This is a genomic window from Zobellia laminariae (assembly GCF_030553095.1).
GTDB classification, from domain to species: Bacteria; Bacteroidota; Bacteroidia; order Flavobacteriales; family Flavobacteriaceae; genus Zobellia; species Zobellia laminariae.
Genome location: NZ_CP130738.1, coordinates 333,347 through 358,563, shown reverse-complemented (window position 1 = coordinate 358,563; position 25,217 = coordinate 333,347). Strand labels below are relative to the sequence as shown.

Sequence of the window (25,217 nt, the reverse complement as noted above, 5' to 3'; positions counted from 1 at the left end):
TATAACTAGCGATAATTTAACAAAAATATGTCATGATATTTGGATACGCCAGAGTGTCAACTCAAGAGCAAAATTTAGAGTCTCAGATAGACCTACTTAAAAATGCCGGTTGTGAAAAAATATATAAGGACGTTGCTAGCGTTGCTTAAGAGTGATAGAAAAGGGCTAAATGAATTAATCAAATATATGCGGGAAGGGGACACGGTTATCGTATATAAAAATGACCGAGTTTTTCGTTCTTTAAAAAATATGGTTGAGCTTATAGATAAGTTTAATCAGGCAGGGGTTCACTTTAAAAGCTTAAGCGAACTAGAGTTCGATACCGCCTCGGCAAACGGTAAGTTCTTACTGCATATATTTGCTGCCGTTGCAGAATTCGAAAGAAACCTTATCAGTGAAAGAACTAAAGTGGGACTTGCCAACGCCATAAAACGAAATAAATTATTGGGCAGGCCAACTGGCTCTAAAAAAGAAACCATTGAGAAATATCATTTTGCAAAATATCTATATGATAAACAAGACCTGCCTATAAAAACGGCTTGTGAAAAAGCTGGTATAAGTAAGAGCTCCTTTTATCGTGTTGAAAAAGTCCTATAATTGGTTCCTTTTACGATACTACCTGTTCTAAACAAATTACATCCCAACTACATTTGCAATCCAGTTGCATTGGAAATCGTCTATCTTTGCATTGTGAAATTTATAGCGGTTATACTATCCTTATATTTTTTGGCACTCAACGTAGTGCCCTGTGGCGATGATGCTCAAATTTCCGATTCATCAACAACCGAGTTTCAAGTGGGTTTGGACCATAATCAAAATCACGGTGAGTGCGAACTTTGCTCACCATTTGTCAATGCCATTGCTGTCATTCGCACACCATTGTTTTTGATTTGGATATTTTTGAGCCTATCGAACCTAAAGTCATACAAGAAAGTTTTTCCCATTTTGAAAGCGTAAGCGAAGACCCGGTATTTACCCTCTTTCAACCTCCCAAGATTATTGGCTAATTACATATGCGATGACATCATCGCCCTCCAAAAAAATTAGTCAATTAAAATCAAATTACTATGATTAAATATGCAATAAGCCTTTGGCTTATGCTCATTTGCTGTGCATTCGGTTATGCACAGAATACTCTGAAAATCAATATTTTTACAGCAGAAGAAAAAGAACCTTTATTCGGGGCGACCATTTACATTGAGAGTCTGGATAAGGGAGTGACTACCGATTTTGATGGTATAGCCTTATTAGAGGATGTACCCGACGGTCAATACAATCTCCAAATCTCGTACTTGGGCTTCGAGACTTTGGAAGCCAATATTGTTGTACCTACAGGAGACGATTGGGTATTTTATTTGAAAGAAAGCGCAAACGCTTTAGATGAAGTGGTAGTACGGTCCTCAAGAAGCACCCGAACCATACAAAGGATACCGACCCGAATAGAGTATATCGGGGTTGAGGAATTAGGGGAAAAAGCGATAATGAACCCAACTAATATTTCCATGGTACTTCGTGAAAGTACGGGAATCCAGATGCAACAGACTTCATTGAGTAGTGCCAACACCAATATTCGGATACAGGGTTTGGACGGTCGTTACACCCAGCTCCTTCGAGATGGTTTTCCGCTCTACGGTGGTTTTTCAAGCGGTTTGAGTATCCTACAAATACCACCGTTAGATTTGAGACAGTTTGAAATTATAAAGGGAAGTTCTTCCACATTATATGGTGGTGGAGCCATAGCGGGTTTGGTCAATATGGTTTCCAAAACCCCTAACGAAGAACCCGAACTTGATATCATGCTAACCCAGACCCAGGCTTTGGGAAGCACGGCCAATATTTTTTATAGCGAACGTAACGAAAAATGGGGATGGACACTTTACGGCTCTGGTCATTTACAAAAAGCCTTTGACCCTGAAGATGATGGATTCAGTAATCTTCCTCGTACCCGTTCCTTAAGTTTCAACCCCAAATTGTTCTATTATCCTTCTGAAAAAACTACGGTGTGGTTTGGTATCAACGGAACATACGATGATAGACAAGGAGGTGATATTACCAAGATTGAAGAGGGTGAAAATGGAATACATCAGTATACTGAAGAAAACCTTTCAAAGCGAATCAGCACACAAGCTGTATTCGAAACCCATTTGGACTCGACCCAATCCATTTCAGTCAAGAATAGCATTGCGTTTTTTGATAGAAGTCTCGAAATCCCTGACCTATCTTTCAAAGGAACGCAATGGAACACTTTTTCAGAGGCCTCATATCAGAAACAGGGCTTAACATCAGATTGGGTCTTGGGAGCTAACCTTTACACTACATCATTTGATGAAATGGAGAATCCAGTTGAACGTGATCAACGCGATATTACGTATGGACTATTCGCAAATAGTATCTATGACCTTTCGGACCGATGGATTCTTGAAACAGGTGTTCGAACAGATTACGCTGAGGATTGGGGATTCTTTCCACTCCCGAGGGTCTCCTTGCTTTACAAATCTGATACTAGTTTTTCAAGTAGGATTGGTGGTGGACTGGGATATAAAATCCCTGATATATTTACGGAAGAAGCAGAGTTCATCAATTTCAGGGACGTACTTCCAATCGATAGGGAAACTATGAAAGCCGAACGGTCGTACGGTCTGAACCTTGATTTTAATTATCAAACAAGATTATCGGACGAGCTGGGCTTTTCGGTCAATCAATTATTTTATTTGACCGCAATCAGAAATGGCCTATTGCTCAACTCTTTGGACAATGGCCAGTTCCAGTTTGAAAATGCGACGGGGGAAATCTTGAGCAAGGGTTCGGAAACGAATATCAAATTCACCTTCAGGGATTTTCGATGGTTCTTAAACTACGCGCTTATTGACGCGAGATTGAATTATTTACCTTAAGGCAATCCTCAAAAACCCTTGACCGCCAAGCATAATGCGGGGAGTATTTTAATGTATGAATCCGAAAAATGGCGTATAGGGTATGAGACCTATTACACAGGAAAACAATTACTATCCAATGGAGCGGAAACTACTGATTTCGTAACCATGGGGCTTTTGTTGATGCGCAATTTTAAGTGGGGAAGTACATTCATTAATTTTGAAAATTTCACGGACAGGAGGCAGAGCCGATTCTCTCCTTTGGTATTGCCCCCACACGAAAATCCTACCTTTCCAGAAATCTATGCCCCCACGGACGGATTTATCTTTAGCGTAGGCCTTATTTTTAAACCATTTGGAAACGAAGACAACGATTAACTGACAATACAATGATACAAGCAGATAAATTTATGGAAGAAAAAGGGGTCCGCCCTACGGCAATGCGTTTGTTGGTCTTCCGATTCTTGGCCGAAAGCGAAACGGCCAAAACCCTATCTGACATCGAAAACGCTTTTGCAAAGGCAGATAGGACAACTTTGTATAGAACCCTAAAGACGTTCGAGGATAAAGCGATAGTTCATCAGATAGACGATGGTACGGGCATGACTAAATATGCACTATGTGAAGAAGGTTGTAATTGTGCCATCGAACAGGATTTGCACCTTCATTTCCATTGTAACAACTGTAAGGAAACGGTCTGTCTTACGGAACATAAAATTCCACATATCAATCTTCCGGACGGTTACATTGCAGAAGATGCGAATTTGGTATTGAAGGGAATCTGTGACAAATGTAGCGGTCGATAAATGCACTTCTGTTGCATGATTCCATAATGTACCTTGCATTAAAAAAAGTAGTAACCCATGAAATTCAACACAACTATTCCGAGCGGACTAAAAGGACATTACTTAAAAGAGCTTGAACAGTATCGTTCATTCCTTCAAAAGAACGATTTACCGATGGCGTGGCATCATCTCGAACGTTCTCATATTCTAGGCCAGTCATACCCCATGGAGCATAGTTATACGCATTGGTTAATGTTGAAATTTGGGTTCAGTCAGAGAAATATTAAAGAAGTTCTTGGACAAGTGATACGACTTTTAGTCGGGGGTTGGAAATCCTTTATAGACCATGTTCCGCTTGGAAATACAGGTGGAAGTAATGTACCACCTATGAAGAAGATGGAAATACCACAAAACTTAACTCTTATTTTGAATAATTACAGAAAAGGTTAATGAAAAAGAAAAAACTAAACTTAAGAGACCTTGATACCAAAGAACATTTAGGGGGGCACAGTCACGATGACGGACACAATCACAGCAGTCCAGAAGAAGCATCCAATTTCAGAACGTATCTGCCGGCGGTTTTCAGCTTTGTAATGCTAATGATAGGTATTGCGGTTGATTATTTCGATGCTATTCCTTTTTTCAAGGGATGGGTCAGAATTGTTTGGTACACGATAGCTTACATTCCAGTAGGGTTTCCAGTAATCAAGGAAGGATGGAACAGTATCAAAAATGGAGATTTCTTCACGGAATTTCTATTGATGTCCATTGCCACTTTGGGAGCTTTTGCGATAGGCGAATATCCCGAAGGCGTGGCCGTAATGTTGTTCTATGCAGTTGGCGAATTATTCCAACAAGCAGCCGTTAATCGGGCAAAAGGAAACATCAAGGCATTATTAGATGTACGACCTAATGAAGCTCTGGTATCGCGTAATGGCGACTTCATTTCTGTTAATCCTGAAACTGTAGCGATAGGCGAAAAAATTCAAGTACGTGTAGGCGAGAAAGTACCTCTAGATGGAATTCTGCTTTCAGAAAAAGGTTCTTTTAATACCGCAGCCCTTACGGGAGAAAGCAAACCCGATACCCTCCAGAAAGGCGCATCTGTGTTTGCTGGAAGTATTAATCTCGATGGAGTAATAGAAGTGGAAACTACCAAAGAATTTAAAGATAGTTCTATTGCACGTATACTCGATATGGTTCAAAATGCAACCGCTCGCAAATCTAAAACCGAACTTTTCATTAGAAAATTTGCTCGTGTTTATACACCTATCGTTGTTTTTCTCGCTATAGGTCTAACGTTGCTTCCCTATTTCTTTGTTGATGATTATGTATTTAGAGATTGGCTTTATAGGGCTTTGATATTCCTTGTGATTTCCTGTCCCTGTGCATTGGTCATTTCTATTCCTTTGGGTTATTTCGGTGGTTTGGGTGCAGCGTCCCGAAACGGTATCCTTTTCAAGGGCGCGTCCTTTCTCGATGCAATGACAAAAGTGAATACTGTTGTAATGGACAAAACGGGAACGGTTACTAAGGGGGTATTTAAGATTAAGGAAGTAGTAAACAGCTCGTCTTTTACAGAAGCTGAATTTATGCAGTATCTAATGGCCATGGAAGAACAATCTACCCATCCGATTGCAAAAGCAATTCTGGAATATAAAGCCGAAGGTGTGGATTTTGAAGCGACCGATGTCTCAGAAGTTGCTGGAAAGGGATTGAAAGGAACTGTTAATGGGAAATCTGTTTTGGTTGGCAACAAAGCCTTAATGACCTCGAACAAAATAGAAGTGCCTTCAGAAACGGATAATATCGTAGAATCAATTGTAATGGTCGCCATTGACGGAAAATTTGCGGGTTACGTGACTATAGCAGACGAGTTGAAAGAAGATACACATCAAGCCATAAAACAAATTAGGGAATCGGGAATTTCCAAAATCATTATGCTTTCTGGGGATAAAGATTCCATTACCCAAAAAGTTGCGAAAGAGCTAGGCATCGATTGGGCAAAGGGTGGCTTATTACCTGAAGATAAACTCAATGAAGTAGAAAAGCTCAAAGCGCAACCGGATACAAAGGTTGCCTTTATAGGCGATGGTATCAACGATGCTCCTGTTTTGGCTGTAAGTGATGTAGGAATTGCAATGGGAGGCTTAGGAAGTGACGTGGCTATTGAAACAGCTGACGTTATCATTCAAAATGACCAACCATCAAAGATTGCACGGGCCATTAAAATAGGTCGCTCAACAAGAAGTATCGTATGGCAGAATATTGCCTTAGCTTTTGGAGTTAAAATCATAGTACTTATTTTGGGTGCAGGTGGTCTCGCAACAATGTGGGAAGCTGTTTTTGCCGATGTGGGTGTGGCATTACTTGCAATTCTCAACGCGGTGCGATTGCAGAAGATGAGGTGGAATTAAATGTAAAGTATTGTTAAAGGGCACAACAAATTGTAATATTTCGTAGTTTTGTTTAACGAATGAAAGAAACACTACATAAAATCACCTCTACTTTAATGGCACTTATTGTGCTATTATCCACCATGTCTTTCTCTGTGGATATGCATTACTGTGGTGACCATTTGGTAGATTTCAGTATGTTCGACAAGGTAGACACCTGCATGATGAAAGCAAAAAAGTCGAAAGACTCTAGTTCTTGTGAAGTTATGGAAATGGAGACCGAGACAAGCTGTTGTTCCGATATAGAAGTTACAGTTGAGGGTCAAGATGATTTAAAAATCTCATTCGACAACCTTACTTTTGAACAGCAACAATTTGTTTATTCTTTTGCTTATTCCTTTATAAATCTCTTTGATGCGGTAGACGAAAATATAACTCCGTTTAGAGACTATGTCCCGCCTCCACTATTACGGGATGTTCAAATTCTAGACCAGACTTTCCTTATCTGATTATTAAACAGTATTAAATACGCCCTGCGATAGCTATCGTTTAGGGCTCAATTTGTTGTGTTTGTTTTTCTGTTTTTTAGAAGTTCAAATCTTTCATAACTGTTTAATTATCAAATCACATGCTTAATAAAGCTATTAAATTCCTTATCGAGAACAAACTCGTTGCAGTATTAATGCTCGCCTTATTTGTAGGTTGGGGTATTGTAAATGCACCGTTTGGTTGGAATACAGGCTTTCTGCCTTCAAACCCCGTAGCAGTAGATGCTATTCCAGATATTGGTGAAAATCAACAAATTGTTTTTACGAAATGGGAAGGTCGTTCTCCACAGGATATTGAGGACCAAATTACATACCCGCTAACTACTTCATTACTAGGTATACCTTATGTAAAAACGATTCGTAGTTCTTCTATGTTCGGTTTTTCTAGTATCTATATCATTTTTGAAGAAGATATTGAGTTTTATTGGTCACGCAGTCGCATACTAGAAAAGCTAAATTCATTACCGGCTAATCTATTGCCCGAAGGTTTAAACCCAGCTTTGGGTCCTGATGCGACAGGATTAGGACAAATCTATTGGTACACTTTAGAAGGGCGTGATGAAAAGGGAAATGTAACTGGCGGATGGGATTTACAGGAACTACGCAGTATTCAAGACTACTATGTGAAATATGCGCTTTCAGGTGCTAGTGGTGTTTCGGAGGTCGCTTCTATTGGTGGTTATGTACAGGAATATCAAGTTGATGTTAATCCTGAAAAAATGCGCCAATATAAAATTGGCTTAAGTCAAATTGTAAAAGCAGTAAAGGAGAGCAATCAAGATATAGGTGCGCAGACCTTAGAAATAAACCAAGCTGAATATCTGGTTCGCGGATTGGGATATGTCAAGTCTATTGCGGATTTAGAAAATGCAGTTGTTTCTTCTGAAAATTTCACAGCACTTCGAATTAAGGATGTAGCCAAGGTAAGTCTTGGGCCAGCAACCAGACGGGGTATTTTGGATAAGGAAGGTGCAGAAGTCGTTGGTGGTGTCGTTGTTGCTCGCTATGGTGCAAACCCTTTGGAAGTCATCACGAATGTAAAAGCACAAATTGATGAACTTAAAGATGGCCTACCTTCAAAAGTATTGGCAGATGGCCGTACATCTCAATTGACCGTTGTTCCTTTTTACGACCGTACAGAGCTGATTGAAGAAACACTCGATACACTTAATGAAGCATTGACATTAGAAATACTAATTACCATTTTGGTAATTATCATAATGGTCTTCAATTTAAGGGCGTCTATTTTAATTTCTGGACTATTACCAGTTGCTGTTTTGATGGTTTTTGTTGCCATGAAAATCTTTAATGTAGATGCTAATATAGTAGCGCTTTCAGGTATCGCCATCGCTATTGGTACCATGGTCGATGTTGGTGTTATTCTAGCCGAAAACATGATACGGCATATAGATGATAAAAAGTTGCGTTTTAGCGAAAGCGGAACTGAATACACCACAAATGAAATTATCTATAATGCCACTTCTGAAGTTTCTGGAGCAATCTTAACTGCAGTCCTAACTACCATTATAAGTTTTGTACCTGTATTTACTATGATTGGTGCAGAAGGAAAGCTATTCCGTCCCCTTGCTTTTACAAAAACAATGGCGCTATCGGCTTCATTGGTTATCGCCTTATTCATAATTCCACCATTGGCCGCCTATCTATTCAGAAAGAAGAATTTAAAATCTTCGTTTAGCTATGTACTTCAAATTTCACTTTTAGTATTGGGAACAATCGCAATAATTTCGGGCTATTGGTTAGGGATTGTTTTGATTGCTTTTGGTGTAACGGGACTTTTAAATTTAAGGGGTAATCTTGACAAGAAAAAAGTAAATCTCATTAACATTATTATATCCTCAGCTGCTATCATATTTCTGCTTGCAGAATATTGGAGACCCTTAGGCTTTGATAGAAGTGTATTTGTCAACTTGATTTTTGTAGCGCTAATTTGCTTTGGAGTTCTAGGGATATTTTCTGTTCTAAAGATGTACTATGGTCAGATCTTGGAATGGGCATTAGCAAATAAACTTCTGTTCCTAATCATTCCTGCAACAGTACTTATTTCTGGTGTGTGGATTATGAATAACACCGGAAAGGAATTTATGCCATCCCTGAATGAAGGCTCGTTCCTTTTAATGCCCACTTCTTTACCACATGCAGGTGTAGCAGAGAATAAACGGGTATTGCAACAACTGGATATGGCAGTTGCTACCATTCCCGAAATAGAAACGGTGGTAGGTAAATCTGGCAGAACAGAATCCGCACTCGACCCGGCACCGCTATCCATGTATGAAAATATGATTCAGTATAAATCTGAATACATGCATAATACAAAGGGTAAAAAGCAACGCTATAGAATAAATGACGACGGGCTTTTTGTGCTGAAAGATGGTAATCTTGTTATCAACCCAAATACGTATATAGATAGTGAAAATTCGAGTTACGATGCATCAAGATTAAGAGACCCATTTGCTATTCATTCGAAGCATTTGGTTGAAGATGAAGATGGCGAATTCTATCGTAATTGGCGACCAGAGATTAATAATCCAGATGATATATGGAATGAAATCGTTAAGGTAACCAAATTCTAGGTAACTTCTGCGCCTAAATTACAACCCATTGAAACCAGATTGGTAATGTTGCAAACGGGAATGCGAGCTCCAATGGGAATCAAGGTCAAAGGGCAAGATTTAGCCCAAATCGAGGCCTTTGGTCTAGAGTTAGAAGGTATTCTAAAACAAGCTGAAGGTGTCAAAGAGCAGGCTGTTTTTGCAGACCGTATTGTGGGTAAACCGTATTTATTAATTGATATAAAAAGAGAGCAACTAGCGCGGTATGGGATATCGATTATGGATGTTCAGCAAATTCTAAAGGTAGCTGTTGGCGGAATGCCTTTGACGCAGACAGTTGAAGGTCGTGAGCGTTATGGAGTTCGTGTGCGTTACCCAAGAGAATTACGTGGCAATGAAGAAGACCTTAAAAAGATTTATGTTCCTGTAGAAAAAGGAAGTCCTGTGCCATTGGGAGAACTCGTTGACATACGTTACGAACAAGGTCCGCAAGTGATTAAAAGTGAAGATACGTTCCTAATCGGATATGTACTATTCGATAAGCTTGATGGTTTTGCTGAAGTAGATGTCGTAGAAAATGCTCAGGCATTAATCAAGGAAAAAATCGCTGCTGGAGAATTAACCGTTCCTAAAGGAATTAGTTATCAATTTACTGGAACCTATGAAAACCAGCTGCGAGCAGAGAAAACTCTTTCAGTTGTAGTTCCGCTGGCACTAGCAATCATTTTCTTGATTTTGTATTTCCAGTTCAAATCTGTTTCTACTTCACTTATGGTCTTTACAGGAATCACGGTGGCTTTTGCAGGTGGTTTCATTATGATTTGGTTGTATGGTCAAGACTGGTTCTTCAATTTTAATTTGTTTGGAGAGAATATGCGTGACCTATTCAATATGAAAACTATCAATCTGAGTGTAGCAGTATGGGTCGGGTTCATTGCGCTATTCGGTATTGCTACCGATGACGGTGTGGTAATGGCAACCTACCTCACACAAACCTTTGACCGTGATAAACCAACAGATGAAAAGGGTATTAGACATTCAGCATTAGAAGCTGCGAAAAAGCGAATACGTCCTTGTCTAATGACTACAGTAACTACAATTCTTGCTTTACTTCCCGTATTAACATCCACAGGAAAAGGAAGTGATATCATGATACCAATGGCCATCCCAATTTTTGGAGGAATGGTGATTGATATTACATCCTATTTTATTGTACCGGTCTTGTACAGTTGGAGAGAAGAATTCAAACTAAAAAGAGCAAACTAATGAGAACTATAAATATCGTTATCTGTCTTTTGTTTGTTTCCGCTTTTGCGAAAGCACAACAATTACAATCATTTATTAACGAGGCAGAAGGTAATAGTCCAGAGATTCAGGCTTACAATCTTCGTCATAACATAGCAGAAGAAAAAATAAACGAAGCCGATTGGATTCCCAATACAGAATTCAGCGCAGGCTATTTTGTGAGTGAACCCGAAACTAGAACGGGTGCCCAACGTGCTCGATTTTCCGCGAGACAAATGTTGCCTTGGTTCGGTACCATTACGGCTAGAGAAAATTACGCTAGCGCAATGGCCGATTCAGAATATGTAGAAATCGTGATTGCAAAGCGCAAACTGGCACTTTCGATTTCTCAATCCTATTATAGACTCTACAGTATAATGGAAAAACAAAAAGTACTTGATGAGAATATTCAGTTATTGAAAACTTATGAAAAACTGGCACTTACTTCTGTGGAAGTTGGAAAGGCATCAGCAGTAGACGTATTGAAATTACAGATTAGACAAAATGAGTTGCAGCAGCAAAAAGAAGTGTTAAATGAAGGGTATTTAGGCGAGCAGACAACCTTTAATAAATTACTTAATAGAGATGGAACTACCGGAGTAGCTATTCTTGAAAAATTAATACTCCCAAATGAAAATGACGTGTTTACTGAGGATGCCTTAGCGCTTAATCCAGAATTGCTTAAATATGACAAACTCTATGAATCCGTAGTGCAATCAGAAGAATTGAATCAAGCTGAACGCAACCCTATGATTGGTTTTGGATTGGATTATGTCCCTGTTTCCGGGCGACCTGATATGAGTTTTAGCGATAATGGTAAGGATATTTTTATGCCAATGGTTTCGGTTTCGGTTCCTCTTTTTAATAATAAGTACAAGTCTACTTCAAAACAGAACGAACTCAGGCAGCTTGAAATAACATCTCAAAAAGAAAGTCGCTTAAATGTCTTGGAGTCTGCTTTCGCTCAAGCAATATCTCAACGCAATCAGGCCAAGATTAAATATAACACCCAAGATAAAAACCTGAAACAGGCTAATGATGCAGAAGAAATCCTCATCAAAAATTATGAAACCGGAACTATTGATTTTAATGATGTTCTTGATATTCAGGAATTACAATTAAAATTTCAAATCAATCAAATAAGTGCTATAACAGCATACTATGCACAAAGTGCGGTAATCAATTATTTAATAACTCAATAAACAAAAAACAATGAAAAATCTTAGAATAATTTTAGCAGCAATGGTAGTAATTGCATCCATGACAATAACCTCATGCAAAGACAATAAAAAAGAAGCAGGAACAGAAACGGAAACAAGTGCTGAGAATCAAGGAACGGAATATACTTCGGCTTACGTTTGTCCAATGCATTGCGAAGGAAGCGGTAGTGATACAGAAGGAACTTGCCCAAAATGCGGAATGACCTACGTAATGAACGAAGACCACAAAGCAAACGGACATACCCATAATTAGAAGTTGATACTTCAAATAATCACTAAAATGAAACACACCTATCATATACTCGGAATGACCTGCAACGGTTGTCGTAATCACGTAGAGCAAACGCTTTCTAAAGTGGAAGGTGTGATGGGCGTCTCCGTAGATTTAGAAAAGGCGGAAGCATCTATAGAAATGGATTCGCACATTCCTATTGAAACTTTTCAGAAGGCCATGCAAGATGATGGTGGCGCATACAGCATTCATAAACTTGACAAGCATCATAGAACGAAAGAGACAAAAAAGGAAAAACTTAAGGGTAAAGGAACAGGAACATTTTATTGTCCGATGCATTGTGAAGGTGATAAGACTTACGACAAATCTGGTGATTGTCCTGTGTGCGGAATGGATTTGGTCGAAGAGCAAAGTTTATCTGCAACAACTTCAGAACAATGGACGTGCCCAATGCATCCCGAAATAGTTAAAGATGAAGCTGGAGCATGTCCCATTTGCGGAATGGATTTAGTGCCGTTGCAACCAGACCTTTCCGCAGAAGAGAAGACCTATAAAAAACTATTGAAGAAATTCTTGATAGCTGTAGCCTTTACCTTGCCGATTTTCTTGATAGCCATGAGTGAAATGATTCCCAACAATCCACTCTACAGTATAATGGAGCAGAAATGGTGGAATTGGATTCAGTTTGCACTTTCAATCCCTGTCGTGTTTTATGCTACGTGGATGTTCTTTGAACGTGCTTATAAAAGTATCAAAACTTGGAATCTAAATATGTTCACACTCATCGGTATCGGTGCCGGTGTAGCTTGGTTGTTTAGTGTATTTGGGATGCTGTTTCCTGATTTCTTTCCTGAACAATTTAAAACTGATTCAGGAGCAGTACATGTCTATTTTGAAGCAGCTACAGTAATACTCACCTTAGTTTTAATGGGTCAGGTTTTAGAAGCTAGAGCGCATAGTAAAACCAATTCAGCCGTAAAAGAACTATTGAAATTAGCACCTAACACCGCGGTGCGGGTCGTTGATGGCAATGAAGAAGAAGTTTCCATTAACCAAATCCAAAAAGGAGATGTGCTACGTGTGAAGCCGGGCGATAAAATTCCTGTGGACGGTGTGATTACAGAAGGTCATACCACCGTAGATGAATCAATGATCTCAGGTGAACCTATTCCCGTGAACAAAGCTGAAGGTGACAAAGTAAGTAGCGGAACAATCAACGGAAACCAGTCATTCTTAATGAAAGCCGAAAAAGTAGGCAGCGATACCTTGCTTTCCCAAATCATACATATGGTGAACGATGCTAGTCGAAGTCGTGCACCCATTCAAAAACTAGCGGATACCGTTTCAGGATATTTTGTGCCAGTAGTTGTAATCATTGCAGTTATCACATTTGCGGTTTGGGCAATTTGGGGTCCAGAACCTGCTTATGTATATGCGCTTGTAAATGCTATTGCGGTATTGATTATAGCTTGTCCCTGTGCTTTAGGGTTAGCGACACCAATGTCAGTAATGGTAGGTGTTGGTAAAGGGGCGCAGAACGGTGTGCTAATAAAGAACGCCGAAGCTTTAGAGAAAATGGATGAGGTAGATACTTTGATAGTTGATAAGACAGGAACGATTACTGAAGGAAAACCAACAGTTGAAAAAATGGGTTCGTTTAACGATTCATTTTCAGAAAGTGAAATAACCCAACTTATAGCCTCTTTGAACAGTTCTAGCGAACATCCACTTGCGGAAGCTACTGTTAAGTATGGGAAAGAACAAAAAATAGAAATCCTTAAAGTAGCTGATTTTAGCGCGGTTATAGGAAAAGGAGTAGAAGGAACGGTTGAAGGAAAAAAACTTGATTTAGGAAATGCAAAGATGATGGAGTATGCCAATGCAACAATATCATCAGAAATGGAAGCCGAAGCACAATCATTTCAAAAACAAGGGAAAACCGTTTCCTATCTGGCAGTAGATGGTGAAGTTGCTGGATATGTTGTGATAGGTGATAAAATTAAAACTACGAGTGCCAAAGCAATCAAAGAACTTCAGGACAAAGGTATTTCAGTAATAATGCTTACCGGTGATAATCATGATACTGCACAAGCCGTTGCTAACGAACTAAACCTAGCAAACTTCAAGGCTGGAATGTTACCGGAAAATAAAATGGAAGAAGTCAAAAAGTTACAAGAAGAAGGACACGTTGTGGCAATGGCAGGCGATGGAATCAATGACGCGCCGGCACTCGCCAAAAGTGACGTAGGTATCGCAATGGGTACTGGAACAGATGTAGCCATTGAGAGTGCAATGATTACCCTAGTAAGAGGGGATTTACATGGCATTGTAAAAGCAAGGAATTTAAGTGATAAAGTTATGCGGAATATCAAGCAAAATCTATTTTTCGCTTTGATATATAACACACTTGGTATACCCATAGCGGCAGGGGTTTTATTTCCTGTTTTTGGAATTCTCTTATCCCCAATGATAGCCGCATTAGCAATGAGTTTTAGTTCAGTTTCGGTAATTGTAAATGCGCTCAGACTCAAAACAAAATCAATTAATTAGTTATGAAAAAGAACATCTTATATCTCGGTATTGCAGTAATTATTGGACTACTAGGAGGTTACTTAATATTCGGTAATAGCTCGGATTCAAGCAATCAAAAAATAACGGACGCCCACGACCATTCTGAGGCTTCAACGAATGAAATGTGGACATGTTCAATGCACCCGCAGATTATGCAACCAGAATCTGGTAATTGCCCTATTTGTGGGATGGAATTGATTCCCGCAGAAGCTGGGGCGGATGGTTTGACTGCAAATCAAATCAAGATGACAGAAAATGCAATGGCATTAGCAAATATTGAAACCACCATTGTTCGAAATCGTATTGAAGGTAATAATGACGGGGTAATTTCACTATCTGGTAAAATAGCAACAAACGAGGAAAACAATGCTATTCAAGCAAGTTATTTTGATGGTCGTTTGGAAAAATTGAATGTAAGTTTTGAAGGGCAGGAAGTAAAAAGAGGGCAATTATTAGCAACAATCTATTCCCCTAATCTTGTAGCCGCTCAACAGGAATTAATTACAGCGGCTTCTTTAAAAGAGTCTCAACCGGCTTTATATAAAGCTGTTCGCAATAAGTTGAAACTATGGAAGCTTTCAGCAAGTCAAATCGACAACATAGAATCAACTGAAAAAGTGCGTGAAAACTTTCCATTATACGCAACGGTTTCAGGAACTGTTGCGATGGTAATGGCTGCAGAAGGAGATTATTTAAAACAAGGTCAGCCTATTCTAAAAGTAAGCAACCTTAATTCAGTTTGGGCAGAATTTGATGCGTATGAAAATCAAATTTCACAGTTTAAAAAAGGGCAGAAAATAAAGGTTACCACAAGCGCATATCCTAACACCGAATTTGATGCGGTTATTTCATTTATTGACCCTGTATTGAATAGCATTACAAGAACAGTAACGATCCGTACAACCTTGAAAAACAAAGACAATATATTTAAGCCAGGATGTTTGTTACAGGAAGAATAAAAGGGACAGTCCAAGCTGAGGGGGAATCTTTGAATATTCCTGCGAGTGCAGTTTTATGGACAGGGGAGCGCTCTTTAGTATACGTAAAACCAAATTCAAATGAGGCTATTTTTGAAATGCGAGAAGTTACTGTTGGCCTCCGTAACGGGGGTAATTTTACAGTTACTTCCGGTTTGGAAAATGGAGAGGAAATTGTTACCAATGGTACATTTACTGTAGATGCAGCAGCCCAATTACAAGGTAGGAAGTCAATGATGAACAAGTCAGCTGGTAAAACAATGACAGGTCATGAAGGTCATTTAGGAATGCAAGCAGTTACAGAAAATGAATCCAATGCTATTTCAACAATGGAAATGAAACTGCCAAGAGCATTTCAAGCAGCTTTTCAAGCTGCATTAAAACCGTATTTTAAAATGGAGGATGCATTTGTAGCTAGTGATGCGAGTCAGGTCTCTGCCTTAGCGAAAACCACATTAGAAAAAATGAAAGCCATAGAAATAGGTGGTTTGGGCAAAATGGAAAATTCTCATTTATCTAAGAGTATTGAAATGTTGGGTGGTATTTCTTCTAATTCAGACTTAAAGAAACAAAGAGCTAGATTGGTGGTTTTAAGTGAAAATATGGTGGCCATTGCAATGAATATAGATTCTCCTTCAGAAACAATGTATGTTCAAAAATGTCCTATGGCCAATAGCAACAAAGGTGCTATTTGGTTAAGTGCAGAAAAAGAAATTAGGAATCCATACTATGGTGATGCAATGTTGACTTGTGGTAGTGTGATTGATAGTTTGAAATAAAACGAGTTTCGATTGAAGTAACCTTTAGAATTCAAAAAGATAATAAGGCTATGACTATGACCTAAATTTAAGGCATGAAAATCTTAATTACAAAGACTTAAAAGCTATATCAACCTATTTGAAAAAAGTAGAAAACGTTTATGAAGTGGTATCGAATTACAAGTTTTGAACTACAATTCGTTTTCTCTTATTTGACTCTTTCTCAAAACATTAATTTCTAGTAATTTAAGGTTCTTTAAAACGGCCAGTTTATAAAACCGAATTGAAAACTGGAATAAGTCCTTTCATAGGTTCGTTTTACGGTACTAATCTTAAGCAATAAATAGATTAATCAAAACTTATAAACCATCCCCAAAGCATAAGAACCATCTCCACTCTCGAAACTAAGTTCTAAATGTTCCTCCATATAAGGTGTAGTAAATAAATAGGTGCTTCCTATACCTACCGCTGCTCCGGCCAAAACGTCCCATCCATCATGTCTTTCGCCTATTCCTTCCATCCGACTCCACCCTACGTATGCCGCCAGCGCATAGGCAGGTACGCCGTATTTCCACCCATATCTTCTTTGAAGAAAGGAAGCACCTTGAAAGGCGAATGAAGTGTGCCCTGATGGAAATGCATGACCGTCAGTTCTTCCTTCGGGTCTAGGCTTATCGATTGCGTATTTTAAAATCCATGTAGCGGTTAGATTGGCACCAACAGATTTGCTCAACTGCCAAAACCCTTGTTCATCTTTCTTGGCGATTATAGCTATCAACGATACCGCTGTTGGTGCAAACTGCGCATAGTCTCCAAAACGTTGTATATTAGTTTCTCTTCTGATTTCTTGTGGGGAGTCTATTTCTTGTCCAATCGTTAAGTTAAAAACAAGTAATAGTATCGATAAAGAAATTAATTTCATTGTAAGTAGTTAGTTTGATGTGTTTGAATTAGAAGCTTCCTTGATTCTGCTTTAGAAGTTCGATGTTTTGTTTTTTTACGGGCTCAAGAATTTCTTTACCATACTTCGTGTGAAATTGATGTTGCTGTAAGAATTGAATATTTAAGCTATTCCAAGCTTCGTCTGAATAATCTATTTTTAAGTATTCTGCCCATTCTTTCCTAAGAAGTTTATTCATTTCCAAAAATTCACTTGTGCCCAAATGGTATAAGTCGGCATCACAGATAATATTCTCGTATATATCAGTTGGCTTCTGAGGCATTCGTGTAGCCTCGATATAGTTAATGACTTTTTGGATTTTTTGCTCTGGATAATCTTGCATTAAAAGGAACATTATAGTTTCATCCATACTAAAGCCCTCATGGCCTTTAAAAGTAACTGCGTTACCTACATCATGAAATAAAGCTGCCAAAAGTATAGGCTCAAGTGCTTCAAAATCGATTTTTTCATAATCGCTAATCTTAATAGTATTTTCATAAACCTGTATGGTATGTTTCGCATTGTGAAATGGCAACATATTACAGCGACTTTTATGTAATAACTCTAAACAATGTTTTTTTGCTCTGCTGACCAACGCACTCATCACCTCTAAAATTTTTTAGAAAAATAAAGTCCGACGTTTCCGTTTGAATATCTTGGAACTAGGGACATGTCTTTTGCCTTGATAAATGGATTCCATTTAAATAAATAGTCAAAATGATAGACTAATTTGGTCACAAGAATACCTAAACTAGCCCCTACAAGCACATCAGAAACCCAATGCTTGTTGTTGGCCATTCGTAAGCCACCAGTTAGGGTTGCAAAACCATATCCAGAATAGGCCAATAGTGAACTGAAGTTTTTAAATTCTTCGTAAACGACGGCACCAGAGGCGAAGGTAATGGAGGTATGCCCAGAAGGAAAGGCATTGTTGTTAGAGCCGTCAGGTCTAAGTTTGAAAACACTTTTTTTTATGGCCCGGGTAAATACATCAGTCAGAATCATTGAAATAGCGAGGTTCTTTGTTTGGTCGAATCAATGATTTTTGGCTTGAATACCAGCTATATCAGCAATATATAAAGTTGCGACAGGTGCATACCTTGTATAGTCATCCAAAGTCGTTTCAAAGTCGATACCCACCCAATTTCTAGTCGTGGTGTTGAATGACTTCTCAAAACCACTATCGGATAGTAGGATACCCGTGCCTATTAGTGATAAGGGTACGATACTTTTCTTTAGCAGGTTTCTTTTAGTTTTGATATTCGTGCTATCAACTTGCGCTGACAGGTTTATCAACGTAACTACATTCAATAAAATAGTGAGGAACTTTTTCATATTATGCAATTTGTTCAGCAGCCAGTTTTTGTCTTTTCAAACGTCTTTCCCGTTTTTTAAAGAATCTAATCGAGAAATATAGTAGCGTTAGTAGGGCTATAGCTGCAATGAAGTAAATACCTTCATTTTCCAAGGTCAGTTTTGTTTTTAACCAATTGGTATTGTAGGCTAAAAGCAATACAGCCCCCAACATCCACAAATAGGAAGTGTTGTACTCCTTAAACGCAACTTTTTTTAAATTGAAATCGTTTTCTTTAAATGTTGTCCCGATACCTTTCAGTTCAGGAATCCACCGATTTACTTTGGCACAGTACACATCAAAACCTCCCCCATAAGAGTTGCCTAAATAAGCTTCTTCTGCTCGTACTATGGCCTGATATATAAAGATGAACAAGGGAATCATGACCAGAACCGCAAATAGGGAATTGGATAAAATACTTATTCCAATAATCAACAGAATATTACCCACATACATTGGGTTTCTGCAATGAGAAAAAAGACCGTCTGTTACCAATCCATCTGCATAAATCCTGCGATTTCGTCCACCCCTAACAATGTACACCAGACCGATGGTCAGCATCCGAACCAACTGTCCTACGATAGCAACTGCCAGTCCTATAAAAAATACCGTAGCGTAGTTTTCTGAGATCCGCGTAAACGGAAGGAAAAGAAATACATAAAAAACTGGGAATAAATAGTTTCGTGTTCTGAAGAAAAAATTACCGATTTTGACCATGATTATTTAATTGCGATTACACCTGTGAAATTGTACCATTTAAAAAAGACTTCTGTAAATCGGAAACCACAATCTTTCAGTAAAGCTTCATTTTCTGATAGCTGATAAGGGACGAGTACATTTTCTAATGATTCCCTTTTCTTGGCGATTTCCGTTTCGTTATACCCGTTCCTTTTTTTGAACTGGTAGTAATGCTCTATAAATAGTCGATTACAGATAGAATGCTCGGTAAGTATTTTCTCAATTAGAATGACTGCTCCATTTTCGGGCAAGCTGTCGCATATCTTTTTCAATATCTTCTCCCTATTCGACGGTCGAAGAAATTGCAAGGTCAAGCAAAAAATTACCACCGATGGATTGTTCAATTCAATATCACAATTTAAGTCTTGGTTTTCATAAGCTACTTTGCGCTTTACTCCGGCTTCCTTCAGATTACTTTCGCACTTAATCAACATTTCATCGGAGTTGTCGATGCCTACAAAATGAATATCCTTCTCAAGTATCTTATCTAAATTAATCATGGTCGTTCCTGTTGAACAACCCAAGTCATAAACGTTAGTGCCTTTTACCGCAAAGTCCTTAGTAAGTTCCGCAATCATGCGTTGCATCTCCTCGTAATAAGGAACAGAGCGCACGACCATGTCATCGAACACGGTAGCGACCTCTTTGTTGAACTTAAAGTCGTAGGCTGGTCTTTGGGCATCTTTAAAAACGATGTCTTTTTCCATTTTTGGTTGGTGTTTAAAATTTATAAGCGAACCCTAGGAGATAATTATCTTCCCAACTAGCAAAGGTCAGTTCCATATGTTCACGTTGGTACGGTGTTGTAAAAAGATAAGCACTACCGATACCTACGGCAGCTCCTGCAAGAACGTCCCACCCATCATGCTTTTGGGCATTGATACGACTGTATCCTGTAAACCCTGCAAGGGCATAGGCCGGAATACCGTATTTCCATCCATATCTCTTTTGTATAAATGCCGCGCTTTGGAATGTTGTGGAAGTATGTCCCGATGGAAATGCCCTATCTCCGTTACCAAAAGGGCGTTCTTTATTCAGGCCATATTTCAGTCCGATGGTTACTGCCTGATTTAACAAAGCTCCTTTGGTAAATTGCCAAGTACCATTGTAATCTTTAGCGATTAAAGAACCTGTCAAGGCAGCAGCGGGCAATGAAAACAAGATTACATCACCGGCAGATTGAACCGTTTTATTTTGAGCAGCTACCCTTGTGGTATTTAACAAGCAGACTGTTAATAGAAACAGGGGTAATAAAATTCTATTTTTCAATGTATCGTGCATTTCAAGACGTCAAGACAAAATAGTATTGTCCAAATTTGTTATAAGTCAAATGTAATAGCGGAATCTAAAGGAATCTTAAAGTTTGAAAACGCTTAGAAAAGACACCAAACTTTTATCATGAAGTTTGCTTATCAAATCTAGAATTTATCAATCATTTTGGTCCTCATCTTTAACAACTTCTTGTTTGAGAATAGCACCCTTTTTATCGATTGCAACCTCTAGATTTATCTTGCTTTTCTTCAACAGGAATTCGTATACTGAACCCTTTAAAGTTTCGGAAATTTCGGCTTCCTTTATTTTATATTTGGGGAACTCCAATTTTAAGACCGCTCTAATATTTTTAGGAATATCTCTTTTTCTAATTTCATGTTCGGTCTCTGCCCAAGTACCATCAGCCATAAAGTTAGCGGAGTATTCCACTCCTTCAATCTCAAACTCGGCTTCCCATTCCGTGTCAGATTCCTTTTCCCATTGAACAAAAGACACCTCTGGAAATTTAAGAATGAATGCATCCTTTACTTTTTTCGGAACTTCATCTATCGAACCAAATGCATATATAGTTATGCCCATTATTATGGCAAATACCAATATTCCAATGGATTTTATTTTTTTCATATTATCTCTGTTTATAAATTGTTAAGTAAATCTAGAATTGAAATCTAAAGTTGAGCTAAAGGGAATCTAAAGGAAGAAGACAAGTCAAAGTGTTTAGCAGACTATATCTTTTGCTGTTTGGATACCCAATACATGGCTATCGCAAATGGAAGCATAAAAATGATTTCCATCGCTATATGGATAATAGCCCTAATCCACCAAACGATTCTATTACGAAACATCCAAAACATTAACAACTTGATTGTTGAGCAAATGTAGAGAGCAATTCTAAAGATGAACTAAAGGAAATCTAAAGAGAAATTGCTAGAAACGATATTTAAGTCCGGCACGGATAATTTGGGTTTCGTAGTAATTTTCATAGCGAGCGGTGAAACCATCTCCAATTACATCTTGCCGAATGCCGAAAGTGTTAAAAATATCTGTGGCGGCCAGGTCATTTCTCCCTTTTTACCCCATATATTTTTTTTAAGTCCAAAATCAATTGAGGAACGAGCAAGTTGCTCCCCTTGTGGAATATTCTTGCTGGAGAAATAAACACCCGTTAGCTGCGCAGCTATTTCCCAAGGCAATATAAATTCACTAGTAATTTTAGCATCCCAAGCTTCATCATTAGATTTGGCGAGGGTAAATTGCCTTTCAAATGGAAAAAGTAAAGTGCCTTCAAACTCATTTATTACATTGACATATCCATTAAAGCTTGCCGATATTTTAAAGGTGTTGGTAATATCTTGACTAAATAGCAGCTCGATACCTGTATTGGTGGCATTACCGGTATTCTGATAAATTCTATTTACGATATCATAATCCGGATTCGAGTTGTCAATGCTGAAAATACGCATATACTGGTCTTTTATCATACGATGATATACTGCAGAAAACAGCGAACCCGTACCCCATGAATATTTATGGGCAATTTCGAAAGCATCCGTAAACTGAGGTCGTAAATACGGGTTGCCTACTTTCAACAACTCGGGGTCATCATATTTCGGAAAAATCCTAAGTTCGGGTTCGCCCGGACGGTCTACCCTTCGATTATAAAATGCGGAAAGCTTGTTGTTATCGTTCAGTTTGTACGTATACCGAACACTCGGAAAAAGTTCAAAATAATCGTACTTATCGTTGTCGGGATAATATGCGTTTACGGGGTCAAGGTCATAAAAAACATCAGTTTGCTCCGCGCGAAGTCCGGCCTCGATATCATAGTTTTCTTTTTCCAATAGATAGTTCACATATCCGGCATATAGATTCTCTCCCCAATCGGAGAACGTGCCCAAATCTGGATAAATAATCGACTGGTCGCCAGGTTATCGTGTAATCCACAGGCAATCTTCTGATGCGCAATTTAGCCCCAAGTTCAATACGTCCACTTTTTAAAGGACGCACATAATCCGTAGAAATACTTGTAGTATTTTCTATGGCAAGAATATTCGTTTTATCCCTTCCAACTCGTACAGCGGAACTATCGTTCAAGGAATACGTTTCATCTTCCAAACCTTGGGTATATTGAACATTTGCGCTCAAGGTATGGCCTGTTTGCTCAAATTGATGTCTGTAGTTCGCAGATGCATTGATATATCTGGTAACTTCTTCTTCCCGCCAGTTGTAAAATCTATTTCGGGTGTTCGTATTCAAATCTGTAAAAGCTACTTGCGCTGTATCTATGTGCTTTTCGCGGTCGTATAGGCCTGAAATAGTTAAGCTGTTTTTATCATCCAATTCAAAATCTATTCCCCCATTGATAATCGAACGAAATTGTCTTCGATTCTCGGGAACTTGAGAAATTATATTCCTTCCATCCTTATAATTTCGCGTTGTAAATTCATTATTGGGCAAAGCCTCCTGAATGATGAATTCTGATTGTAAAAAGTAGTTGACTTTATCTTTTTTGTAATTCAGATTGATGCTTGGTATCAGTTTAGGGTTAACACTAAAACTACCTAAGTCAGTCTTAGTATCTGGCTTCCTTTTTCCCAATGCACCCAATCCTAAAGAAAGACCAACATCTCCGTTGAGACCTGTCTGTTTTTCTTTTTTATAAATAATATTTACGATACCTGCAAAACCGTTCGCATCGTACTTAGCTGATGGATTATTGATAATCTCGATTTTCTCAATATTGGATGCCGGGATATTTCCCAAACCCTTTTGATTTCCAAATCCTGTTAAACTACTTTGCTTACCATCGATTAGCACAGCACAACGACCTTATCACTTCCTCGAAGTACCACTTTCCCTTCTTGGTCAAAGGCGACCCTTAAGATGGTTTTCATCGCATCCAATACCGAACCACCCGATTGCGCAATATTATCTGCTAAACTGAATGATTTTTTATTGAGGTCTGAATTAGTAGCCGCTTGTTTTCCTATTACCTGAACTTCCTCTAGTGCCTCTGCAGATGGTTTTAATTCGATTTTACCCAAATCGAATATCGTATTTAGTCCTCCCGCAACTAATGTCTGTTGTGCATTTGCATAGCCTATAAATGAAAAATACACTTCGTATTTACCCAAAGGAATTTCCTGTATTTCAAATCTCCCATCAATATCGGTTATCGCTCCCGTTACGAGTGCATTATTGGCAAAGGAATTTATTGAAACGTTAGCAAAGGGCAAGGTTTCTTGTGTTTCGGAGTCGAACAACTGTCCTGTAACTATAACTTTTTCTTGTGAATAAGAGATTAGGGTAGTAAAAAAAAGCAGCAGGAAAACTATCGTATTTTGCATTTAGATGATTTTAATTGATTGATGCCCAAAAATAGATTGCAAACCTAAAGAGAATTTAAAGTTGTTACGATTTTTAATAAAGTTTATAGTTTGTTTAAGTTTCAATTGAAATTAATAGTGAAAATATGCTTGTTTTCATCAAAGTTATATGCAATGCTAAATCTATAGAGGTCACAGATACGCTTTACAATAGCCAACCCCAATCCTGTAGATTTATTGGTATCTGATTCCCTGTAGAAACGGGAATATAATTTTTCAGGATTTTCCAATGCCGTACTTCCTTCATTGGAGACAAAAAGGCTATTTCCTTTTGCCACAACAACTATCTTGCCTTCTTTAGGGCTATGTTTTATAGCATTAGACATAAGGTTGTTACATAGAATTTCGGCTAGGTATCGGTCCATTTGAACCTCGATAATCTGATCTTTGCTAAATTCAATTTCAGATGATGAGATTTCTAGAAAATTAGTGATGGTCTCTTGAATAAGGTCTGTGATAGTGACCTTCTCAAGTTTGGCAAACTGATTATTTTCAATTTTGGTCAGTATAGTCAACCGCTTGTTCATTTGGGCAAGCCTTTGAATGTCTTTTTGAATAGAGGTCAAATGCTCGAACTGGTTATCATTTAGAGTATCCCCATTGATAATATTTTCAATTTTAGCTTGGATGATAGCTAGAGGGTTTTGTAGTTCATGTGAAACGTCTTCCGTAAATTGTTTTAAGTTTTTGTAATCTCCCCTTACCTTATCGGTCAAAATTCCTATTTCAGTATTGAGTTCAGAAAACTCAAGGATTTCACTATCCACCAAGGGGATAGGTTTATTTGAAGCCAATGAAAAACTTTTCATCGCTTCCAGATTCTTAAAGAAAGGCATCCATAACTTCTTATTCCGTGCTTTATTAAAATAGAATAGGATGAGAAAGACCGATACAATTATGATAAGGTATGATATGACTATGGCTGCCAAAATATCCTCGGATTCAATGACCAAGGTTACGAACCGATATTCTATATTTTTTTTGATTGATTTCCTTATAAGCGGTAAGCTCCCTGAACTCTTCCATCTCTTTTTGAGACGGGTCGTATATAATGGTGTCCTTTAATATTTGTGCCTCAATGGTAGTTACTTCTGATACATCTACTAGGGGAGCTAATGAAAATTCCATCTTATTAGTGGCCAAGGCAATTTCAACTCTAGACATCGTAGAAAAAAGTTCTTCCTCTACTTCTTCACGTAAAAGGTTTTTAACATAAAAATAAAGTGCTACAGTACTAACCACCATTAAAACGGCACTTATCCAGAGAAAGGTCTGGGAAGTTTTTCGAATCAATCTCACTTTTTTAGATTTCT

Annotated in this window: 24 protein-coding genes and 3 pseudogenes; 14 read left to right on the top strand and 13 right to left on the bottom strand. The window is 38.4% G+C overall.

Annotated features, from left to right (window positions below; all coding sequences use genetic code 11):
* Positions 1 to 32: 32 nt before the first annotated feature.
* From Q5W13_RS01825 to Q5W13_RS01765, 14 genes and pseudogenes are all read left to right on the top strand, one after another.
* Positions 33 to 149, top strand: coding sequence for a recombinase family protein (locus Q5W13_RS01825; protein WP_304445189.1), 117 nt, complete (start codon positions 33 to 35; stop codon positions 147 to 149).
* Positions 112 to 597, top strand: a complete 486-nt coding sequence (locus tag Q5W13_RS01820) for a recombinase family protein (protein ID WP_304445188.1) — start codon at positions 112 to 114, stop codon at positions 595 to 597. Before Q5W13_RS01825 ends, Q5W13_RS01820 begins: the two co-directional genes overlap by 38 nt.
* A gap of 93 nt (positions 598 to 690) precedes the next feature.
* A pseudogene (locus Q5W13_RS24520) lies at positions 691 to 1,007 on the top strand (DUF6660 family protein).
* 60 nt (positions 1,008 to 1,067) lie between these two features.
* On the top strand, positions 1,068 to 2,894 hold the full coding sequence (locus Q5W13_RS01815) for a TonB-dependent receptor (protein ID WP_304445187.1): 1,827 nt from the start codon (positions 1,068 to 1,070) through the stop codon (positions 2,892 to 2,894).
* A gap of 18 nt (positions 2,895 to 2,912) precedes the next feature.
* Positions 2,913 to 3,251 (top strand): hypothetical protein, encoded by a 339-nt coding sequence (locus Q5W13_RS01810; protein WP_304445186.1) that lies wholly within the window; start codon positions 2,913 to 2,915, stop codon positions 3,249 to 3,251.
* Positions 3,252 to 3,262: 11 nt separating this feature from the next.
* Positions 3,263 to 3,679: a Fur family transcriptional regulator gene (locus tag Q5W13_RS01805; protein WP_304445185.1), complete on the top strand. Its 417-nt coding sequence runs from the start codon at positions 3,263 to 3,265 to the stop codon at positions 3,677 to 3,679.
* Between the two features lie 57 nt (positions 3,680 to 3,736).
* Positions 3,737 to 4,108 carry a DUF3703 domain-containing protein gene (locus Q5W13_RS01800; RefSeq protein WP_304445184.1) on the top strand — a complete coding sequence of 124 codons (372 nt, stop codon included), beginning with the start codon at positions 3,737 to 3,739 and terminating at the stop codon, positions 4,106 to 4,108.
* Positions 4,108 to 6,075: a heavy metal translocating P-type ATPase gene (locus Q5W13_RS01795; protein ID WP_304445183.1), complete on the top strand. Its 1,968-nt coding sequence runs from the start codon at positions 4,108 to 4,110 to the stop codon at positions 6,073 to 6,075. Before Q5W13_RS01800 ends, Q5W13_RS01795 begins: the two co-directional genes overlap by 1 nt.
* A 59-nt stretch (positions 6,076 to 6,134) precedes the next feature.
* Positions 6,135 to 6,563: an HYC_CC_PP family protein gene (locus tag Q5W13_RS01790; protein WP_304445182.1), complete on the top strand. Its 429-nt coding sequence runs from the start codon at positions 6,135 to 6,137 to the stop codon at positions 6,561 to 6,563.
* A 119-nt stretch (positions 6,564 to 6,682) separates the two neighbouring features.
* Positions 6,683 to 10,438, top strand: a pseudogene (locus Q5W13_RS01785) (efflux RND transporter permease subunit).
* Complete coding sequence (locus tag Q5W13_RS01780; protein WP_304445181.1) at positions 10,438 to 11,658, top strand: TolC family protein; 1,221 nt, start codon at positions 10,438 to 10,440, stop codon at positions 11,656 to 11,658. The pseudogene Q5W13_RS01785 and the gene Q5W13_RS01780 overlap by 1 nt, the downstream one beginning before the upstream one ends.
* Positions 11,659 to 11,668: 10 nt before the next feature.
* Positions 11,669 to 11,929: a heavy metal-binding domain-containing protein gene (locus Q5W13_RS01775; protein WP_304445180.1), complete on the top strand. Its 261-nt coding sequence runs from the start codon at positions 11,669 to 11,671 to the stop codon at positions 11,927 to 11,929.
* A gap of 27 nt (positions 11,930 to 11,956) precedes the next feature.
* Positions 11,957 to 14,458, top strand: a complete 2,502-nt coding sequence (locus Q5W13_RS01770) for a heavy metal translocating P-type ATPase (RefSeq protein WP_304445179.1) — start codon at positions 11,957 to 11,959, stop codon at positions 14,456 to 14,458.
* A 2-nt stretch (positions 14,459 to 14,460) separates the two neighbouring features.
* Positions 14,461 to 16,235 (top strand): annotated as a pseudogene (locus tag Q5W13_RS01765) (efflux RND transporter periplasmic adaptor subunit).
* Between the two features lie 331 nt (positions 16,236 to 16,566).
* Here the strand turns inward: Q5W13_RS01765 and Q5W13_RS01760 are convergent.
* The 13 genes from Q5W13_RS01760 to Q5W13_RS01700 form a co-directional block, all read right to left on the bottom strand.
* Entirely contained in the window at positions 16,567 to 17,136 is a 570-nt protein-coding gene (locus Q5W13_RS01760) for a phosphatase PAP2 family protein (RefSeq protein WP_304445178.1), read from the bottom strand.
* A 28-nt stretch (positions 17,137 to 17,164) separates the two neighbouring features.
* On the bottom strand, positions 17,165 to 17,692 hold the full coding sequence (locus Q5W13_RS01755) for an HD domain-containing protein (protein ID WP_304445177.1): 528 nt from the start codon (positions 17,690 to 17,692) through the stop codon (positions 17,165 to 17,167).
* 71 nt (positions 17,693 to 17,763) lie between these two features.
* A complete protein-coding gene (locus Q5W13_RS01750) occupies positions 17,764 to 18,159 on the bottom strand; it encodes a phosphatase PAP2 family protein (protein WP_304445176.1) in 396 nt (131 codons plus the stop codon).
* A 30-nt stretch (positions 18,160 to 18,189) separates the two neighbouring features.
* Complete coding sequence (locus Q5W13_RS01745) at positions 18,190 to 18,489, bottom strand: hypothetical protein (protein ID WP_304445175.1); 300 nt, start codon at positions 18,487 to 18,489, stop codon at positions 18,190 to 18,192.
* Position 18,490: 1 nt separating this feature from the next.
* Positions 18,491 to 19,225 (bottom strand): methyltransferase family protein, encoded by a 735-nt coding sequence (locus Q5W13_RS01740; RefSeq protein WP_304445174.1) that lies wholly within the window; start codon positions 19,223 to 19,225, stop codon positions 18,491 to 18,493.
* Positions 19,226 to 19,227: 2 nt separating this feature from the next.
* Positions 19,228 to 19,953, bottom strand: coding sequence for a carboxy-S-adenosyl-L-methionine synthase CmoA (cmoA, locus tag Q5W13_RS01735; protein ID WP_304445173.1), 726 nt, complete (start codon positions 19,951 to 19,953; stop codon positions 19,228 to 19,230).
* 13 nt (positions 19,954 to 19,966) lie between these two features.
* Positions 19,967 to 20,515, bottom strand: coding sequence for a phosphatase PAP2 family protein (locus Q5W13_RS01730; RefSeq protein ID WP_304445172.1), 549 nt, complete (start codon positions 20,513 to 20,515; stop codon positions 19,967 to 19,969).
* 159 nt (positions 20,516 to 20,674) lie between these two features.
* On the bottom strand, positions 20,675 to 21,142 hold the full coding sequence (locus Q5W13_RS01725) for a PepSY-like domain-containing protein (RefSeq protein ID WP_304445171.1): 468 nt from the start codon (positions 21,140 to 21,142) through the stop codon (positions 20,675 to 20,677).
* Positions 21,143 to 21,525: 383 nt separating this feature from the next.
* Positions 21,526 to 22,371, bottom strand: coding sequence for an outer membrane beta-barrel family protein (locus tag Q5W13_RS01720; protein WP_368662402.1), 846 nt, complete (start codon positions 22,369 to 22,371; stop codon positions 21,526 to 21,528).
* Positions 22,340 to 23,281 carry an outer membrane beta-barrel protein gene (locus Q5W13_RS01715; protein WP_304445169.1) on the bottom strand — a complete coding sequence of 314 codons (942 nt, stop codon included), beginning with the start codon at positions 23,279 to 23,281 and terminating at the stop codon, positions 22,340 to 22,342. The genes Q5W13_RS01720 and Q5W13_RS01715 overlap by 32 nt, the downstream gene beginning before the upstream one ends.
* A gap of 47 nt (positions 23,282 to 23,328) precedes the next feature.
* Positions 23,329 to 23,865, bottom strand: a complete 537-nt coding sequence (locus Q5W13_RS01710; protein WP_304445168.1) for a carboxypeptidase-like regulatory domain-containing protein — start codon at positions 23,863 to 23,865, stop codon at positions 23,329 to 23,331.
* Positions 23,866 to 23,966: 101 nt separating this feature from the next.
* Entirely contained in the window at positions 23,967 to 24,857 is an 891-nt protein-coding gene (locus tag Q5W13_RS01705) for a sensor histidine kinase (protein WP_304445167.1), read from the bottom strand.
* On the bottom strand, positions 24,847 to 25,197 hold the full coding sequence (locus Q5W13_RS01700; protein ID WP_304445166.1) for a hypothetical protein: 351 nt from the start codon (positions 25,195 to 25,197) through the stop codon (positions 24,847 to 24,849). The genes Q5W13_RS01705 and Q5W13_RS01700 overlap by 11 nt, the downstream gene beginning before the upstream one ends.
* Between the last annotated feature and the right edge of the window lie 20 nt (positions 25,198 to 25,217).